The organism is Streptomyces sp. P1-3 (assembly GCF_050613155.1).
Taxonomy (GTDB): Bacteria; Actinomycetota; Actinomycetes; order Streptomycetales; family Streptomycetaceae; genus Streptomyces.
This window is the reverse complement of sequence record NZ_CP192512.1, coordinates 532,542-548,128: the sequence shown is the minus strand read 5'-3', so window position 1 is coordinate 548,128 and position 15,587 is coordinate 532,542. Positions and strand designations below refer to the sequence as shown.

Genomic DNA, 15,587 nt, shown 5'->3' with positions numbered 1-15,587 from the left:
GGCATGGTCGTGCTCTGCGTGCGTGGCGTGCTCGGCGTGGTGGTGGCCGTGGTGCTCCATGACGTTCCTCGCATCCCCTGCTTTGTTTGCGGGCGTTCTGCCCGCCGACCCAGAAGCTATACCCCCCGGGGGTATATCGCAAGAGGGTTTGCCGGCTTGAGGGGCGAACTGACGCGCCTCCCCGTCCGATATTCGGAGACGGCGGCCAGATACCCGGAGCCGGTGCCGCGAGGGTGTGCCCATATGTGCGGGACTTGCGGCTCATTGAGGGGCGATCAGGGGTGGTCACCGAATGCCGGGAGGGCTCCCGGCGCGGCCCGGTTGGAGCAGAGTGGGGGGAGGTTGAGGTGGTCAACGGGCCCGGCAAGCCCGGGCCGGAACCGACCTCCGCCGCCGCAAGGGTGGCGTCCGCGTGATCCGGATGCCCACCGGCGCTATGGCTGAGGCTGTTGCGGCCGGTACCTGACTGGAGCCTCGGTGGCCGCTGGCCCGCCGCGCCAGGAGTGCGGCGGGGTGTGTGCCCGCCGTGCCGCCGGGCGGGCCGAGTCCGCGCATCGCCAGCAGTCCGAAGGGGCTAGTCGGCGTGCGTGGCAGACGCGTCCGCGGCCGCTGAAGCCACGCTTGTTGACGGATCGTCACGGGCCTCGCTGTGGAGGACGCTCTCATCCGAGCGGCTGAGTCTGAAGGGTTGCCACGCGAACTCGCCCTGCCATTTACATACCCCCTGGGGGTAGTGCTATGTTCGCCCTCGCATACCCCTATGGGGTACCTGGCGAGGGAGGGAAGGATCATGTCGACGACCGTTAATCCGCGTCGATGGTGGGCACTTGTGGTGCTCGCGGCGGCTCAGTTCATGGTGATCATGGACACGTCCATCATTGGGGTGGCGCTGCCGGACATGCAGAAGGAGCTGGGCTTCTCCCAGGGCGATCTGCAGTGGGTGTTCAACGCGTATGTCATCGCTTTCGGCGGCCTGCTGCTGCTCGGCGGACGACTCTCGGACCTGCTGGGCGCGCGAAGAGTCTTCGTCACCGGCTGGGTGGTGCTGATCGCCGGCTCCGTGGTGGCCGCCGCGGCCTCGACTGCGTGGGTGGAGGTGACGGGCCGCGCGGTCCAGGGTGTCGGTGGTGCGCTGATCACGCCCGCCTCGATGACGCTGCTGATGATGCTGTTCAGTCATGACCCGAGAGAGTTGGGCAAGGCGATGGCGCTCTACGGCGCGGCGGCCCCTGCGGGCGGCACCGCCGGCGTCTTCCTGGGCGGTGTGATCACCGAGTGGCTGAGCTGGCCGTGGGTGTTCATCATCTACATCCCGATTGGTGTCGCCACGCTGCTGGCGACCGGGCTGCTGCCCGCCGTCGCAGCCCGCCGTGGTTCGGTGGACGTCGCTGGCGCCGCCGCCGTCACCGCCGGACTCGCCCTCGCCGTGTTCGCCGTGGTCCGCGCCCCCGAGGTCGGCTGGGGCGCCGGGGAGACCGCGCTCGAACTCATCGGAGCGGCGGCGCTGCTGGCGGTGTTCCTGCTGCTCCAGCGGTCGGTGCGGGAGCCACTGATGCCGCTGAAGGTATGGCGCACTCCCGGCCTGGCCGCCTCCAACCTCTCCATGGCACTGCTGGGCGCCGCGTGGATCCCGATGTGGTACTTCCTCAACCTCTACCTCCAGCAGGTCCTCGGCTACGGGGCGTTCGCCAGCGGAGCGGCGCTGCTGCCCATGACCACGCTGCTGATGGTCTTCATGGTCGCCATCACCGCCCGGCTGCTGGGCCGCTTCGGACCCAAGCCGCTGATCGCCGGCGGACTGCTGGCGCTGGCCGGCGGGCTGCTGTGGCTCTCCGCCGTCGAGCCGACCGGTACCTTTGCGGTCGACGTACTGCCCGCTTCGCTGGTCGCCGCACTGGGCATGTCCCTGGCGTACATCCCGGCCATGATGACCGCGATCTCCGGAGTGCCGCAGGAGCAGGCGGGCCTGGCCTCCGGCATCGTCAACACCACCTACCAGGTCGGTTCCGCTCTCGGCTTGGCCGCCCTCACCGCTCTGGCCACCTCCCAGGGCGCCGGACAGCTGGGCGATCTGCCCGCACTCACCGACGGCTTCAGCGCGGCCTTCCTCGGCGCCGCAGCCGTGGCGGCGGCGGGGGCGCTCTTCACCCTGCTGCTGATGCGCGGTGGCAAGCCGGGCCCGGCAGCCCAGGAACCCTCGCCGCAGGCGCAGGGGGACCATGTCGGTGTGTAACCGACGAACCGAGATGACGGTGAGCCGTCCGACGCCGACTCCGGCGCCGGACGGCCACGTTCGTGTAACCGATGGAAGGGAGAGAGGCCGTGCTGTCACTCATCGAGAACCTGGCGAAGCGACCCCCGGCCCGCACTTGCGCGGCGATCTGTGGCCTGCTCACCGCCGAGATCGTGGTGAAGGGGCGCGTGCTCGGCCTGTGCGTCAATGTGCGCGCCGCCACCTCCTGCGGGCGGCTGCCTATATCTCGTCGCTGATGCCTCCGTGGACTGTGGCGCGGCGTCCATCAGTGGGCTCCGCCGCAGACCCGAGAGGCCAGGGGCGAGGCTGGCTTCAGGAGTGCTCGTCCCGGGAACGGGCGTAGTGCCGGGATGCCTTGGCCCGATTACCGCAGCCCGCCATGGAGCACCAGCGGCGCGTGCCATTGCGCGAGGTGTCGAAGAAGTGAAGGACGCAGTCCTGGTGGGCGCAGGCATGGATGCGGTCCGGCGCGGTGCGCAGCAGCCGCAGGTAGTCGTAGGCGGCGGTCCACGCCGGGCCCCAGGCCGGATCGTCGAACTCTGCCGTCTCCGAGGGCCCCTCGGGCGTCAGTGTCGCCCGGAGCCGTCCGTGGGCGAGTACGGCGTCGACCCGCCGCGCCGCGTCCGGGTCTCCGGGGGAGTCGACCGCGGCGGCGAGTGCTTCCCGGGCGCTGAGCAGGGCGTTCAGGGTCGCCTCGATGCCCTCGGGGGTGTCCTGGAGAAGGCCGGTCAGGGAGTTGCTGCCGAGCCAGACGCGCAGCCCGTCGGCCGAGGTCAGCAGATCCTGGAGTGACCCCTGGGACATCCACCGGGTGTTGAGCAGGTCGAGGGAGACCGGCTCGCCGAGGAGCGGGCGGGGATCGGCTGATGGCATCGCTGTCTTCCTCTGCTGCGCCGTATTCCTAACCCCTCAATCGTACGAGGCCGGTTGACGCTGATCATCTATAACCTCTAACCTCACTATCAGTGGTTAGCCCGGGGCTGGCCCGGATGCCCAACGGGAGGGGACGGCCATGGCTATGGCTGCACTGCGCACTGGGCACATCGGCCTCAATGTCACCGATGTGGACCGCTCGGCTGGCTTCTACACCCAGGTCTTCGGCTTCGAGGTGATCGGAAAGGACACCGAGGACGACCGCCGCTTCGCCTTCCTCGGCCGCGACGGACGGCTGGTCCTCACCCTGTGGCAGCAAGCGGGCGGCCCCTTCGACGGTGGCCGAGCCGGGCTGCACCACCTCTCCTTCGAGGTGGACACCATCGCGGAGGTCCGCGCGGCCGAGGAGCTCCTGCGTGAACTCGGCGCGGACTTCGCCCATGACGGCGTGGTCGCCCACGGCGAGGGTGCCTCCTCCGGCGGGATCTTCTTCACCGACCCGGACGGCACCCGTCTGGAGATCTACGCACCCACCGGGGCCGAGGACGCCCCCGTGCCCTCAGCGGCAGCTCCCACCTGCGGTTTCTTCTAGTCAGAACCGGAACTGAGAGGAAGGGAAGCAGCCATGACCGACAGCCCGAGTCCGAGTCCGTACGGGCCTGGGGAGCGTGCCGTGCAGCGCCGGGCCGGAGTGATCGCCCAGGCCGATCACTCCGGGCGCGCCATCGGTAACGGGATCCGGGATGTGGCCGCGGCCTTCCTCGGTCTTCAGCCGATGCTGGTGATCGGTGCGGCGGATCAGGGCGGGCAGGTGTGGAGTTCGCTGCTCACCGGCCCGCCCGGGTTCGTCACCGCCACCGGCCCGCACTCCATCGGCATCACCGGTCGGGTGCACCCAGGCGATCCGCTAGCCTCCACCCTGGCGGAGGGCTTCACCAACGTCGGCACCATCGCGTTGGATCCACGTACCCGACGCCGGATGCGGCTCAACGGCACAGCCCGGCCATCCGCGCGCGGGCTGGCCGTGGAGGCGAGACAGGTCTTCTCCAACTGCCCCAAGTACCTGCAAAAGCGGTTGCTGGAGGGGGCCGTACCGGGCCGGGCCCCCGGCGCTGTGCGCCGAGCCGCCGCGCTCAGCGAGGCGCAGGCGGACGCCATTCGCGCCGCCGACACCTTCTTCATCGCCACCGTGGGCGCCGGGGACGACGCCGCCACTGTGGGCGCCGGGGACGGTGCTGCGGCCACGTCCGGCCCCGCCGACGCAAGCCACCGCGGCGGCCTGCCCGGCTTCGTCACCGTGGTCTCGCCCACCCGGCTGAGCTGGCCGGACTATCCGGGCAATGCGATGTTCCTGACCCTGGGCAACCTGGAATCCGATCCACGTGCCGGGTTGCTGTTCGTCGACTGGGTGTCCGGAGACACCCTGCAGCTCACCGGCACCGCCCGCACCGAGTTCAGCGACGCCGGGCGCACCGTTCACTTCGCTCTCGACGAGGTGGCCTGGACTCCGGCCGCCAGCCCACTGCGCTGGTCCGCCCCGGAGTACTCGCCCGCCAACCCTCCTCTGAGGGGAGCGTGAACGCCGCATGGTGTTTGCGACAGGTTGAAGTGGCCCTGCCGAAGTGGGGCCACGCGAACCTGTCACAGACACGCGGTGGACGGCCGCGAGCCGGGACCGCAGCGTGTCCACCGTTCCGATCAGGTCGTCCTCGTCGGCTGGGCGGTCGGCGGTGAAGAAGTCCTCTTGTACCTGGGTGGGGGCGAGCGCCAGCAGGACGAGTCCGGGAGCGGTGGCGTGCAGCGGGAGCCGGCCGCCGACGCGGTACATCACGCGTGTGGCGTCTCGCGCGGACAGCCGCTCGACCAGGACGCCTTCGAGGCCCTCGCGCACGACAAGTTGGACGTGCTGGCGTGTGGCGTGCCAGAGGTCTTGCAGGTAGGGCAGGGCGACTGTACGCAGGCCGTGGCCGCGTGGTGCCACGGTAGCGATTTCCAGCAGCCGTAAGCCGATGGTGTAGTGGCCGGAGTCGGTGCGTTCCAGGGCGCCCTGCTCGACGAGTTGGCGGGCGATGCGCAGCGCGGTGGCCTTGGGCAGGTCAGCCCGTGCGGCCAGGGTGGTCAGCGACAGCACCGGCGTGTCCGGCCCGAAGCAGGCGAGCAGGCGAAAGGCCCGGTTCAGGAGGGGTTCGCCGTGGGCCGGGCGGTGACCGCGGACACGGGAGGGTTCCTCGTTCGTGCTGTTGCCGTCGTGCGAGCTGTTCACCACGAGCTCCGCGGATCGTGCCGGATGGGTCCGCTCAATGAAACCAGGGGTGGTAGGCCGCCGACAGACCGGCGAGCGTCTACGGCATCGGGCGCAAGGCCCGTCGGCATCGGAACCCAGGAAGGTGATGTGCCATGCAGAGGTGAGCGAAGATCGGCACGACTCTTGCCGCCATGATCGCGGCTCTTGCCGTGGGAGGAGCGGTAGCACCTCAGGTTCAGGCTGCCGGCAACGACGAAGAGGCATGTCGGGCAAATATCACGCGATCTGGCCGGGCAGCGAGCCCCTGCCGAGCGCCTCGCTCACTCGGCGGCATCGGCCACCACTCGCGCGATCCGATTTCATTGTCTCTAAGGCGACATGTCTCGTTGCATGCGCACCAAGATCCGGAGGGTTTCCCGGGCCTCCCGGCGACGGCTCGGCCGCTTCGAAAAGGTGGCCACAAGCGCGATGGCTGCGGCAACACCGACATAAGTCATGCAGCAGATAAGCGAGATCATCCCGAGCACAGTCGGGACCAATTCGGCCATGAAGCAGTGGGGTTATCGCCCCCCTCGGCGACTAGACATCCTTTTTCCGCCAGTGTACGGCCTCTGGCTCATCGGTGTCTGCTCGCAAACAAGCCACACGCCCGCCCGAAAGACCCTCATGACACCCACGTACCGCGTGCCGGTATGCGACTTGTACCCTGACCGGCTTCTCGACCACCGAGGTCTCGCGCTGACAGACGATCTTGATCCCAGACAACCGCCCCCGACCAGCACGAGTACACGACCCGAATCCCACACCAGCCCCGTGACCAGCAACTTCAGGATGAACAAGGCTCAATGTGCCGCCCGCGAGGCGCCGGGGTTCCTCACGCGCTCGCGCGCTGACACATTGTGTCGCGGTCTTGGCAAGCGAACAGCGGCATACAGGGGCCATCAGCAGAGACTGAGGCCGTAGTTCAGGACCTCGGAGATGTCGACTTTCAAGCCGTGTCCGAGGGCTGGATCGTCGGCCCAGACGGGTTTCACGGATGGGTAGCCCGCATCCTGCGCGGTGCCGTTGACCCCGTACTCGGTACCGTCGGCCTCGAAAGTGACGGACGCACCGTCACGGCACCGGAGAGTGCCGGCGTCAACGGTGAACGGCCACTTATCGAATCGTGCATCGGTCACCCTGATGCTGTGCGTGCCAGCCGAAGCATCATCGAAGGAATCTTCGTTATCGCTACTCGTGCTGCTTGCAGTCGGATCCTCGGACGGGGTGGCGTCCGGAGTGCTGCAGCTCTGTGCGAATGCCAGGATGAGCATCAGCATGAGGAAGCCGCCCGCGATGGCCGTTCCGGCCTTCTTCGGCTGTCTCGTCTCGTCGAGCAATTCGCCCCCTCTGTCGGCGGAAGGTGAATGTAGCCGTCTGCGGCCGCGGCGGTCGTGCGCGTTACCGAACCGCTACACCGCAACGGGACGACGTAGAGCGCTGAACTCCCTGCGCGACAGCCTCACTCCTGCGTGGCCGCGCGGACCGCTGCTTCGGTCAGTGTGGTCGCGGTCCGTACGGCGCTTGTGACGGCCGAGTCGGGGTCGAGCCCGCACAGATCGGTGAGGCAGAAAAGGGCTTCCGCGCTGACCGTCACCGCGAGGTCCCGCTTGAGCTGGGCGAAGGCGTCCGGATTCGTCGCCCCCAAGGTGTCCTGGAGGGGCGCGAGCGCGTGGTCGATGAGCCCGAAGCGGATACCCGGTCTCGCGGTCGGAGCGTCGGGCCGGGTGATGGTGGCGGCGATCATCGCGCGCACCGCGCCCTGGCGGGCGAGTGTGCCGCGGAGCAGGAACTCGCAGGCGAAGGCGGTGCGTTCGACGGGGTCGCGGGAGTCTGCGACCGGCCGAAGCGCGTCGGCGGGCGCGGGCCAGACGCCAGCAAGGGCCTCGCTGATCAGTGAAGGGAGGTCGGGGAAGTACCGGTAGGCAGTGGCCTCGGAGACCAGGGCCGCGCGGGCGATCGCTGGCATGGTCACCTCGGCGCCCGTGCCGATGAGTGCGCGGGCGGCCTCGACGATCGCCGTACGCGTGCGCTTCTTCTGGTTGCTGCGGCCGGAGTCCGTCTGTGTCGTCGCCATCGGTACGTCCTGTCCTCGCTTCTGCTGGTCCGTCCGTCCCCCATTCGTGCCCACTTTACCATTGTCGGCTCTCGTTATGAGAGTTCACTTGCATGACGAGACCATCCCTCCCTAAACTCCCTGAGAGTGGACTCTCATAAAGGAGGCGGCAATGACCGAGGTTTCCGTGGTCGGCCCGGGTGGCGGCGAGACGATCCGCCTGGGTCGGATCCAGATGCGCATCCTCGAAGACGGGAGCACGACCGGACATCGGATCGGGATCGGCGAGATTACGCTCGCCCCGCACACCGAAGGCCCGCCGCAACACCGGCACGCCCAGCATGACGAGGGCTTCTACGTCGTCTCCGGCACCGTGCACTTCACCATCGGGGACACCACCCACATCGCCCCGGCCGGCACGCTCGCGATGATCCCGCCCGGCGCCCCGCACACCTTCGCCAACCTCGGCGACGAGCCCGCGGTGATGCTCAACACCTTCACGCCCGACCTGTATGTGCAGTACTTCCGCGACCTGCGGGACATGATCGCCAGCGGTCAGGAGCTGGGCGCCGAGTCGACCGTCAGGGTCATGAGCCGCTACGCCACCGTTCCCGCCACCGACTTCGCCTGACCGTCGGCCTTCACCGACTTCGCCTGACTCTGGCCTCCCGGCCAGCCAGCTCTCTTACCTCACATGCCCACGCAAGGACACTCCATGACCAGCACCGTCCACAGCCTTTCCTTCGCCTCCAGTGACCTCGACGTCACCGTCGACGACCAGGGCCGGGGCCACCCCTTCCTGTTGCTGCACGGCGGCGGCGGTCCGCAGACGGTCGCGCCGTTCGCCGGGCTGCTCGCCGACCAGCGACAGGCCAGGGTCATCACCCCCGTCCATCCCGGCTTCGGCGGCACCGCCCGGCCCGACTGGCTGACCGACGTCCCCACCCTCGCCCGCGTCTATGCGCGGCTGCTCGACGAACTCGGCCTGGAGGACGTCGCCGTCGTCGGCAACTCCATAGGCGGCTGGATCGCCGCCGAACTGGCCCTGCTCGGCAGCGACCGGATCAGCAGCGTCGTCCTCGTCAACGCCGTCGGCATCCAGGTCACCGGTCACCCGATCGCCGACACCTTCTCCCTTACCCCTGCCGAACTGTCCCGGCTCGCCTTCCACGAACCCGCGAAGTTCGCCATCGACCCAGGGGCCGTCCCCGAGGCCGCCCGCGCGGTCATGGCCAGGAACCGCGCCGCGCTGGAGGTCTACTCCGGGCCGCACGCCATGGCCGACACCGCCCTTCGCGAGCACCTCGCCAAGGTCACGCACCCGGCCCTTGTCGTGTGGGGAGAGAGCGACCAGGTCGTGGACGCCGAGTACGGACGCGCCTATGCGGCAGCCATCCCCGAGGCCAGGTTCGAGCTCCTCGATCGCACCGGGCACATGCCTCAGCTGGAGACGCCCGAGCAACTCCTTCCCGTGGTCTGGGACTTCGCCGACGCCCACGCCGCCAACCGCCCGAACCGCTAGTCCGAAGGGTGTGGCACCGTTCCCGAAGTCCCACCCGTCCGAGAGGAGAAGGCCAGGTCACCGTCGACGAGTGCTCCACCAGCCCCGCCAACTACAGAAAGCAGCACAGATGATCACTCGACGAACCTTCACCGGTGGACTCGCCGCAGGAGTCGCGACGGCCGGTGCCACGTCCTTCCAGGCGGCGGCTCGCGCCGACGAGACTCCGGAGCCTCACCTTGGGGTCCCCCCGGCGCGCAACGTCGTCCTCGTGCACGGCGCGTACGCGGACGGCTCATGCTGGTCGGACGTGATCGAACGCCTCCACGCGGCCGGCATGAACGTGACCTCCGTACAGAACCCGCTGACCTCGCTCGCCGACGACGTCGCCGCGACGGAGCGGGCCCTCGCCCTCCAGGACGGACCGACGATCCTTGCGGCCCACTCGTGGGGCGGCACGGTCATTTCCCAGGCGGGCCTGGCCCAGAACGTCACCGGCCTCGTGTACGTCGCCGCCCGGGCACCCGATGCCGGAGAGGACTACACGGCCCTGGCCGCGAAGTTCCCCACTCCGCCCGCCAATTCCGAGATCGTCGAGTCCGGCGGCTTCAAACAACTCACCAAGAGGGGCTTTCTCAGAGACTTCGCAGGCGGCGTCCCCCGACCCCGAGCCCTGGTCCTCTACGCCGCCCAGGGCCGCATCGCCAGCTCGCTCTTCCCCACCTCGACGACCACGGTCGCCGCCTGGCGCCACCAGCCCACCTGGTACGCGATCTCCAGCCAGGACAGAACGACGGACCCTGGCCTCCAGCGTTTCCTGGCCGCCCGCATGGGAGCCCGGACCATCGAACTCCCCACCAGCCACCTGTCGATCCTCACCCACCCCGACGCCATCGCCCACCTGATCCTCCGGGCAGCCCACGGCGGCTGACCCTCATGGTCGGCGAGCGTGCACATGGCGCCACCTACTGAATCATCCCTTCGCAGGAGGGCACGACTACACAGGCACGACGCGCGGGACAGCGCTTTGGTTCACATGTCGCCCATGGACCCGGATCGGTTCGCACTCCCCGTCGTGCGGATAGTTCACGGCGAGCTCCACGGATCGCGCCGGATGGGTCCACCCAATGAAACCAGGGGTGGTGTGCCGTCGACAGACCGGCGAGCATCGTCCCGAGCCGGTTCTCATCTTGTTGGCGCCGTTGCCGCGTCGAGTCCTTCGAGGTTCGACTCGCGGATGTTCTCCCGCTCGGTCTTCGCCATCGAGGCAAAGAACGCGAACAGCAGGCGGCCGGGGCCGCTGGGGTCGTACATCCCGGGCAGGGGCCCGGCGAGCATCTCCAGGACCAGGCCGTGGGCAGTGAGGTGGTCGGCGAGCGCGGTGAGTTCGGCGGCGTCGCGGCCGAGGCGCTTCATCTCGTACACGGTGAAGATGACCCGGCAGTGCGGGGCGTGGGCCTTGATTTGGCGGGCCAGCGCGAGCGCGGCCTCGAACTGGGGCCGGACGTGCACCCGGTGCTGATCTTCTCGGAGAACACCTTGTCGCGCGGGATGCCGTGCTTGGCGAGGGCGTCCAGCTGCGACTGGAGTCCTGGGTGAGGGTCGAGCACTTCGCGTACCCGATGCGGATGTTGGCGGTCGGGGTGTCCGGTGCGAGGGCGAGCGGGACGGGGGTGCCGGGCCGCCACGGCTGGCCGGGCCCGCGGTCGGCGGGGGTGGGCACGCGCAGGAGCTTGGCGAGCCGGGGCACCTTGGTGAAGCGGCCGGTGTGGTAGGTGCCGGCGACCGCGCCGGAGCGCGAGCGGCATGGCGATCTGGGGGCGGGCGGCCTTGCAGCGGAGGCAGGGGCGCCGCTCGACGTCGTCGGCGTCGATCGGGGAAGCTTCTTGAGGGACCGTCATGCCCACGGATGCTGTCACGGACATTTTCTCAGAAGTACCCCGAACCCGCCTTTGAGTGAGAACGAGTTCTGCGAAGAGAAGCAGGGCTTCGCGGTCTCCGCCCGGTCGTAATTGATCTTGCTCTGGGAAAGGACCGTTTGTGAGAAGAGTGTCCTGTGACAGCGATTCCTTGACCGATTGCCATCGAAGTCTGACGACCGGGCAGTTCGTGTCGCCGAAGCTTGACCGGACGGAATTCCGCAGCCCACACCGGACAGAGCGGCTAGCGCGGCGTGGTGTCGTCGGCCTTGAACGGGCCGCCGTGGCCGGGCACGATCAGGTCCGCGGCGGTCAGCACCCGGAGCCGGGAGGCGCGCAGCACCTCACGGTCGGGGGCTACTGGGTCGTCCGCCGGGCCGTCCGCGTGCCACCACAGGTCACCGGCGAAGGCGACCACGCCCGAGTCCGTGCCCGCCAGCAGTGTGATGTCCTCGGCGCTGTGGCCCGGAGTGCGGATCAACCGTAGCGACGGGGTGAGTTCGTAACCCTCCGCATCCCGGTTCCTCCACTGATCGCCGAGGTACTCCACCTTGTGGTCGTGCACCCGGGCCCGTGGGAACAGGCCCACGTTCATGGTGTTGTCCGGGTGGTGGTGGCTGAGCACCACGTCGGTGATGTCGTCGGGGCCGAGCCCCAACTCCTCGAGCGGGGCGAGGATACGGTCGCGGCTCGCCACCATGCCCGGGTCGAAGATCACATGCCGGCCGGCGTCGGATACGTAGGAGACGGTGGCGGCGACTCCGGGGCCGGTGGAGCCGACGTATCCGGTGGTCAGGATCGTGTACACGGCGCTGCGGCATCTCCTCGACGGAGGAGAAGGCCCGGCCGGACAGGACGTGGTCACGGACGATGAGGATCTGCCGTTCGATGCGGCCTTTGCCGGTGGGCCGGTATGCGGCGAGCACGTCGATGTCGAAGTCGTAGTGGCCGGCGAAGCCGACCGCCTCCGGATGCAGCGGGACCGCCTCACCCGGGGCGACGTGGCGGCGCACGACGGTCTTGGTGCGGTCGTACACGATCGTCATCGGCACCCCGCCGAAGTGCGCAAACGCCCGGCGGTGGCAGTCGAAGAAGGTCTGCAGGTCCTGGCTGGTGGTGAAACAGCAGAACGGGTCGCGGGGGTACGACAACGTCATGTGGAAGGAGTAGACCTTCCCGATGCCCATGTGGGCGAGGATCTTCCCTTCATCGCCCCAGTCACCTGGGCCTGGGCGCCCGGGATGACCTCGAAGCGGCGGTGCATGCCGGCCAGCTCCTTCGGCGTGATGCCCAGTTCCTCGGCGATCCTGGGCCGGGCTTCCTGGACATAGAGCTTGACCCGCTGGTAGTTGCCGGTGAACCCGTACTCGCTGGCCAGCCGCTCGTGGATGACCGCGGACTTCATCAGGACCTCGGCCCGCAGTATCGAGTCGACCAGCGGCGCGAACTCGTCGATCACCCTCGCCCGGGACCGCCCGCTCGGCGACCGCCGCGGAGGAGTCGCCGGGCCCGGCGCCGAGAGGTACTTGCGGACCGTCTTCCGGTCCAGTCCCGTCTCCCTGGCGATCTCCGACAGGCTCATCGCCCCGGACTCCAACAGGCCACGGAAACGCCGCAGTTCCAGCCAGCGATGCGGATCCAAGACCACCGTCAACCGCCCTCCGCCGTCCCGCATCGATCAAGCAGCAGAGTGCCGAGCAACAGGTCTCACCGCATCAACAACTGTCCCCTTTCATCCGTACGCGGGTGGGGACGTTCACGTGTACGCCGACACGAGGCAAGCGCACCGGCGTACGCATCGCCCGCAAAGGTATCGAGTCCAGCGAACGCCTGGGCCGCCGCAGGTGGGTGATCGAGCGGACGATCTCGTGGCTGTCCGGCTACCGCCGACTCAGCCCCCGCTACGAATGCAATTCCCGCAATTACCTCGCCCTTCTCGGCCTCGCAGCGGCCCTGTGCTGCTACAAGCGATTCCTCAAGCTGACCATGTAGCACACGGTCTGAGGAACAAGCTCAACGGCCGGTGGCGAGCATCCAGATCCCGATGGCCGTGAACAGGGTGCCGCCCGCGAGACGAGCCGCGACCTCCGCAATCCGTCTCCTTTGGAGGTCGATTCGCGCGCTCTTCGGGGCCTCGGGAAGGTAGCGCACCGGGACCCCACGGCCCACGGGAAGGCCCTTGACTCCGGATGACCCGGCCTGGAACGCGTGCCGACTACCCTGCGCATCAACGAATTCGACCACCGCGAAGTAGGCAAGGCCACCATCAATTTCGGAGCCTTCTACGTGGTGGCGGACCACCAGGCCCCTGACGCGGATCCCCTCGCGCTGGAGGCGGTGCTGGACCATGGCCTCATGGGTGCCGAACCCGAGGAGGGTGAGACCTGCCAGTAGCGACATCGCAACCCACACCGCTGCCTCCCCTTCCACGCTTTGCACGACTCTTCGGGTACCTCCTGTCGCAGGAGGGGACGCCACATCGACTGGAGGCGGTTCCTGGTGAAAACGCTGGGCTGTGCGGAGACGCCGACAAGGCCATAAGGGGTAGCGCCGAGGTAAGCCCGTAACGGTCCAACATCCGCCTCGCCACATAGGACACGGTCTTAGTGGCTGGTGCGCCGATTTATTGCATTCTTTATGTGGCGCGACGTGTTTGACATCGCAGACAATGGTGACATGTCGCCTCACGCAACATGCGCGACCATGCCGGTGACAGGTAGTTCGGCAGTGCGCCGCGAAACGAAGGCCGCGCGCCGAGCGGGCGGTGAGCGCACTCACCCGGTGGGACCACCGGCCGCCTCCCGCCGCACGGTCTCGGCGACGCTGGAAAGTGCCGCGCCGAAGTGGCGGCGCTGCGCAGCGGTGAGAGGGTCGAACACGAGTCGGCGCACCTGCGCGACATGCCCCGGCGCGCTGTCGACCACCTTCTGCCGACCACTGTCGGTCAGCGTGGCCAGGGTGTAGCGACCGTCGCTCGGGTCAACTCGACGAACGATCCACTCTCGCGCCTCGAAGCGGTCCATCAGCTTCGACAGCCGCGGGAGAGTGCTGTTGCAGTCCCGGGCCAACTCGCTGAATCGCATGGTGACCTGATGCGCCATCGACAACCGGGCGAGCACACCGTACTCGAAGTTCGAGATGCCCGCGTCGCGCTGCAGCTGGCGGTCCAGGGCCGCAGGCAGCGCGATCACGACGGTGAGAAGGTCCTGCCAAAGTTCCTGCTGCTCGGTGTCGAGCCACGGTGACGGTTCATACATATGATCCATCCTACTTGCCCAGGCAAGAGACATCTGTTGCCTAGGCAAGTCAGTGCCGTCTACCTTATGAGTTGCCCAGGCAAGTTAAACGCGGTCTCAAGGAGTCCTCTGTGATCAAGCTCAGCATCTTCCTGACCCGGCGGGCAGACCTCTCCCACGAGGAGTTCGTGGACTACTGGACGCAGAAGCACACCCCGCTGCTCTCGAGCCTGCCCGGCGGAGAGGTCCCGGTCCGGCGCTACGTCCAGCTCCTGCCCACCGACGACGAGATCCCCGGCATAAGCACCGCCGTCTACGACGGTGTCGCCGAGGTGTGGGTCGACGGCATCGCCGACGCCGCCCGCTGGTTCACCTCCGACACCTACACCACGACCGTCGCCGCGGACGAGGAGAACTTCCTCGACCGCTCCCAGACCCGTTTCCTCTACTCCACCGAGAGCCCGATCTTCGGCTGAGCACCGCCGTCGGCGACGACTCGCCCCCGGGCCAGCAACCGGCCACAGGTGAATCACCCGGAATGAGTCCCGGGCGACCTGACGATCAGGCCGCCCGGGCCACGCCCGCCCCCGTTCGGTAAGGAGCGACACGCTATGACCGCCCTGCACACGCCCCACATCCCGGCCGGGGCCTACGACGATCACCTCGCCCGGGTCCTCCCTCGGGCCCACGAACAGCGGCTCTGGGTCCCTGCCGATGGGGCGCTGCCGAGCCTGTTCATCAGCCACGGAGCGCCCTTCACCCTCGACGATCCGCAGTGGCTCGACGACCTGTTCACCTGGGCGCAGTCCCTGCCCAAACCGAAAGCCATCGTGATCATCTCAGCGCACTGGGAGGACGCACCGGCCGCGATCTCGGGCGCGGCGGCGGGCACCCCGCTCTACTACGACTTCAGCGGCTTCCACCCTCGCTACAAGACCCTGCCTTACGCGACCCCGGACGCGACCGACCTCGCCCGTCGGCTCGCGGCCGCGCTCAGTCCGGCGACCATGGTGCACGAGCACCCTGACCGAGGCCTCGACCACGGCGCGTTCATCCCCCTCATGGCCATGTATCCCGCGGCCGACGTTCCGGTCGTCCAACTGTCGATGCCCAGCCTTGACCCCGCTGCGTTGCTCGAGTTCGGGGCACGTCTGCGATCCCTGCGTGATGAAGGAGCCTGGTCATCGGCTCGGGCTTCATGACCCACAGCTTCGCGGTCTTCCGCCGTCCGGACCTCGCCGCACACACCAAAGCCTTCGACGAGTGGGCCGTCGACGCACTCGGGCGGGGCGATGTCGATGCCCTCACTGACTACCGGCGCAAGGCGCCCGGCGCCTCGGTCGCCCACCCGACGGCCGACCACTACGTGCCCCTGCTGGTCGCAGTCGGCGCCGCGAGCGACCCCAGCAGCGCCACCAGCAACTCAGAAACAGGCTCCTGACCAGCACGAATAGCGAACTGCGA

General features: G+C 68.4%; 18 protein-coding genes and 3 pseudogenes. 12 read left to right on the top strand and 9 right to left on the bottom strand.

The window, feature by feature from the left end; translation table 11 throughout:
• Positions 1 to 790 precede the first annotated feature (790 nt).
• On the top strand, positions 791 to 2,233 hold the full coding sequence (locus ACQUSR_RS02250; RefSeq protein WP_431040828.1) for an MFS transporter: 1,443 nt from the start codon (positions 791 to 793) through the stop codon (positions 2,231 to 2,233).
• Positions 2,234 to 2,322: 89 nt separating this feature from the next.
• Positions 2,323 to 2,490: a hypothetical protein gene (locus ACQUSR_RS02245; protein WP_431040827.1), complete on the top strand. Its 168-nt coding sequence runs from the start codon at positions 2,323 to 2,325 to the stop codon at positions 2,488 to 2,490.
• Positions 2,491 to 2,566: 76 nt separating this feature from the next.
• Here the strand turns inward: ACQUSR_RS02245 and ACQUSR_RS02240 are convergent, their stop codons facing one another.
• On the bottom strand, positions 2,567 to 3,127 hold the full coding sequence (locus ACQUSR_RS02240) for a CGNR zinc finger domain-containing protein (RefSeq protein WP_431040826.1): 561 nt from the start codon (positions 3,125 to 3,127) through the stop codon (positions 2,567 to 2,569).
• A gap of 139 nt (positions 3,128 to 3,266) precedes the next feature.
• Between ACQUSR_RS02240 and ACQUSR_RS02235 the strand changes: the two genes are divergently transcribed.
• On the top strand, positions 3,267 to 3,719 hold the full coding sequence (locus ACQUSR_RS02235; RefSeq protein ID WP_431040825.1) for a VOC family protein: 453 nt from the start codon (positions 3,267 to 3,269) through the stop codon (positions 3,717 to 3,719).
• Between the two features lie 33 nt (positions 3,720 to 3,752).
• Positions 3,753 to 4,706: a pyridoxamine 5'-phosphate oxidase family protein gene (locus tag ACQUSR_RS02230; protein ID WP_431040824.1), complete on the top strand. Its 954-nt coding sequence runs from the start codon at positions 3,753 to 3,755 to the stop codon at positions 4,704 to 4,706.
• 201 nt (positions 4,707 to 4,907) lie between these two features.
• On the opposite strand, the pseudogene ACQUSR_RS02225 reads toward ACQUSR_RS02230, so the two are convergent.
• From ACQUSR_RS02225 to ACQUSR_RS02215, 3 genes and pseudogenes are all read right to left on the bottom strand, one after another.
• Positions 4,908 to 5,636, bottom strand: a pseudogene (locus ACQUSR_RS02225) (IclR family transcriptional regulator); the annotation flags it as partial.
• 677 nt (positions 5,637 to 6,313) lie between these two features.
• Entirely contained in the window at positions 6,314 to 6,751 is a 438-nt protein-coding gene (locus tag ACQUSR_RS02220) for a DUF2511 domain-containing protein (protein WP_431040823.1), read from the bottom strand.
• Between the two features lie 122 nt (positions 6,752 to 6,873).
• A complete protein-coding gene (locus ACQUSR_RS02215) occupies positions 6,874 to 7,488 on the bottom strand; it encodes a TetR/AcrR family transcriptional regulator (RefSeq protein ID WP_431040822.1) in 615 nt (204 codons plus the stop codon).
• Positions 7,489 to 7,639: 151 nt separating this feature from the next.
• On the opposite strand from ACQUSR_RS02215, the gene ACQUSR_RS02210 reads away from it, so the two are divergent.
• From ACQUSR_RS02210 to ACQUSR_RS02200, 3 genes are all read left to right on the top strand, one after another.
• Positions 7,640 to 8,098: a cupin domain-containing protein gene (locus ACQUSR_RS02210; protein WP_431040821.1), complete on the top strand. Its 459-nt coding sequence runs from the start codon at positions 7,640 to 7,642 to the stop codon at positions 8,096 to 8,098.
• A gap of 84 nt (positions 8,099 to 8,182) precedes the next feature.
• Positions 8,183 to 8,989 carry an alpha/beta fold hydrolase gene (locus tag ACQUSR_RS02205; protein ID WP_431040820.1) on the top strand — a complete coding sequence of 269 codons (807 nt, stop codon included), beginning with the start codon at positions 8,183 to 8,185 and terminating at the stop codon, positions 8,987 to 8,989.
• Between the two features lie 109 nt (positions 8,990 to 9,098).
• Positions 9,099 to 9,899, top strand: a complete 801-nt coding sequence (locus ACQUSR_RS02200; protein WP_431040819.1) for an alpha/beta fold hydrolase — start codon at positions 9,099 to 9,101, stop codon at positions 9,897 to 9,899.
• A 254-nt stretch (positions 9,900 to 10,153) separates the two neighbouring features.
• On the opposite strand, the gene ACQUSR_RS02195 is transcribed toward ACQUSR_RS02200, so the two are convergent.
• The 4 genes and pseudogenes from ACQUSR_RS02195 to ACQUSR_RS02180 form a co-directional block, all read right to left on the bottom strand.
• Positions 10,154 to 10,480 (bottom strand): recombinase family protein, encoded by a 327-nt coding sequence (locus ACQUSR_RS02195; RefSeq protein ID WP_431040818.1) that lies wholly within the window; start codon positions 10,478 to 10,480, stop codon positions 10,154 to 10,156.
• Positions 10,481 to 11,131: 651 nt separating this feature from the next.
• Entirely contained in the window at positions 11,132 to 11,695 is a 564-nt protein-coding gene (locus ACQUSR_RS02190) for an MBL fold metallo-hydrolase (protein ID WP_431040817.1), read from the bottom strand.
• Positions 11,696 to 11,852: 157 nt separating this feature from the next.
• Positions 11,853 to 12,044: pseudogene (locus ACQUSR_RS02185) on the bottom strand (IS21 family transposase); the annotation flags it as partial.
• On the bottom strand, positions 12,041 to 12,541 hold the full coding sequence (locus ACQUSR_RS02180) for a hypothetical protein (protein ID WP_431040816.1): 501 nt from the start codon (positions 12,539 to 12,541) through the stop codon (positions 12,041 to 12,043). The pseudogene ACQUSR_RS02185 and the gene ACQUSR_RS02180, both read right to left, overlap by 4 nt.
• Positions 12,542 to 12,663: 122 nt before the next feature.
• Between ACQUSR_RS02180 and ACQUSR_RS02175 the strand changes: the two are divergent.
• Both ACQUSR_RS02175 and ACQUSR_RS02170 read left to right on the top strand, forming a co-directional pair.
• Positions 12,664 to 12,879: pseudogene (locus ACQUSR_RS02175) on the top strand (transposase); the annotation flags it as partial.
• A gap of 216 nt (positions 12,880 to 13,095) precedes the next feature.
• Positions 13,096 to 13,281, top strand: a complete 186-nt coding sequence (locus ACQUSR_RS02170) for a hypothetical protein (RefSeq protein ID WP_431040815.1) — start codon at positions 13,096 to 13,098, stop codon at positions 13,279 to 13,281.
• 380 nt (positions 13,282 to 13,661) lie between these two features.
• Here ACQUSR_RS02170 and ACQUSR_RS02165 read toward each other — a convergent pair whose 3' ends face one another.
• Positions 13,662 to 14,144: a MarR family winged helix-turn-helix transcriptional regulator gene (locus ACQUSR_RS02165; protein WP_431040814.1), complete on the bottom strand. Its 483-nt coding sequence runs from the start codon at positions 14,142 to 14,144 to the stop codon at positions 13,662 to 13,664.
• Positions 14,145 to 14,254: 110 nt separating this feature from the next.
• On the opposite strand from ACQUSR_RS02165, the gene ACQUSR_RS02160 reads away from it, so the two are divergent.
• The 3 genes from ACQUSR_RS02160 to ACQUSR_RS02150 all read left to right on the top strand — a co-directional run bounded on the left by ACQUSR_RS02160 (position 14,255) and on the right by ACQUSR_RS02150 (position 15,564).
• Positions 14,255 to 14,599, top strand: coding sequence for an EthD domain-containing protein (locus tag ACQUSR_RS02160; RefSeq protein ID WP_431040813.1), 345 nt, complete (start codon positions 14,255 to 14,257; stop codon positions 14,597 to 14,599).
• A gap of 135 nt (positions 14,600 to 14,734) precedes the next feature.
• On the top strand, positions 14,735 to 15,325 hold the full coding sequence (locus tag ACQUSR_RS02155; protein ID WP_431040812.1) for a dioxygenase family protein: 591 nt from the start codon (positions 14,735 to 14,737) through the stop codon (positions 15,323 to 15,325).
• Positions 15,322 to 15,564, top strand: coding sequence for a hypothetical protein (locus ACQUSR_RS02150; protein ID WP_431040811.1), 243 nt, complete (start codon positions 15,322 to 15,324; stop codon positions 15,562 to 15,564). Before ACQUSR_RS02155 ends, ACQUSR_RS02150 begins: the two co-directional genes overlap by 4 nt.
• Positions 15,565 to 15,587 lie beyond the last annotated feature (23 nt).

Excerpts from the sequence above, each read along its gene's own strand:
- ACQUSR_RS02240 (WP_431040826.1), bottom strand. The coding sequence starts at position 3,127 with ATGCCATCAGCCGATCCCCGCCCGCTCCTCGGCGAGCCGGTCTCCCTC.
- ACQUSR_RS02150 (WP_431040811.1), top strand. The coding sequence starts at position 15,322 with ATGACCCACAGCTTCGCGGTCTTCCGCCGTCCGGACCTCGCCGCACAC.
- ACQUSR_RS02215 (WP_431040822.1), bottom strand. The coding sequence starts at position 7,488 with ATGGCGACGACACAGACGGACTCCGGCCGCAGCAACCAGAAGAAGCGC.
- ACQUSR_RS02205 (WP_431040820.1), top strand. The coding sequence starts at position 8,183 with ATGACCAGCACCGTCCACAGCCTTTCCTTCGCCTCCAGTGACCTCGAC.
- ACQUSR_RS02210 (WP_431040821.1), top strand. The coding sequence starts at position 7,640 with ATGACCGAGGTTTCCGTGGTCGGCCCGGGTGGCGGCGAGACGATCCGC.
- ACQUSR_RS02250 (WP_431040828.1), top strand. The coding sequence starts at position 791 with ATGTCGACGACCGTTAATCCGCGTCGATGGTGGGCACTTGTGGTGCTC.
- ACQUSR_RS02165 (WP_431040814.1), bottom strand. The coding sequence starts at position 14,144 with ATGTATGAACCGTCACCGTGGCTCGACACCGAGCAGCAGGAACTTTGG.
- ACQUSR_RS02235 (WP_431040825.1), top strand. The coding sequence starts at position 3,267 with ATGGCTATGGCTGCACTGCGCACTGGGCACATCGGCCTCAATGTCACC.
- ACQUSR_RS02155 (WP_431040812.1), top strand. The coding sequence starts at position 14,735 with ATGACCGCCCTGCACACGCCCCACATCCCGGCCGGGGCCTACGACGAT.
- ACQUSR_RS02200 (WP_431040819.1), top strand. The coding sequence starts at position 9,099 with ATGATCACTCGACGAACCTTCACCGGTGGACTCGCCGCAGGAGTCGCG.
- ACQUSR_RS02230 (WP_431040824.1), top strand. The coding sequence starts at position 3,753 with ATGACCGACAGCCCGAGTCCGAGTCCGTACGGGCCTGGGGAGCGTGCC.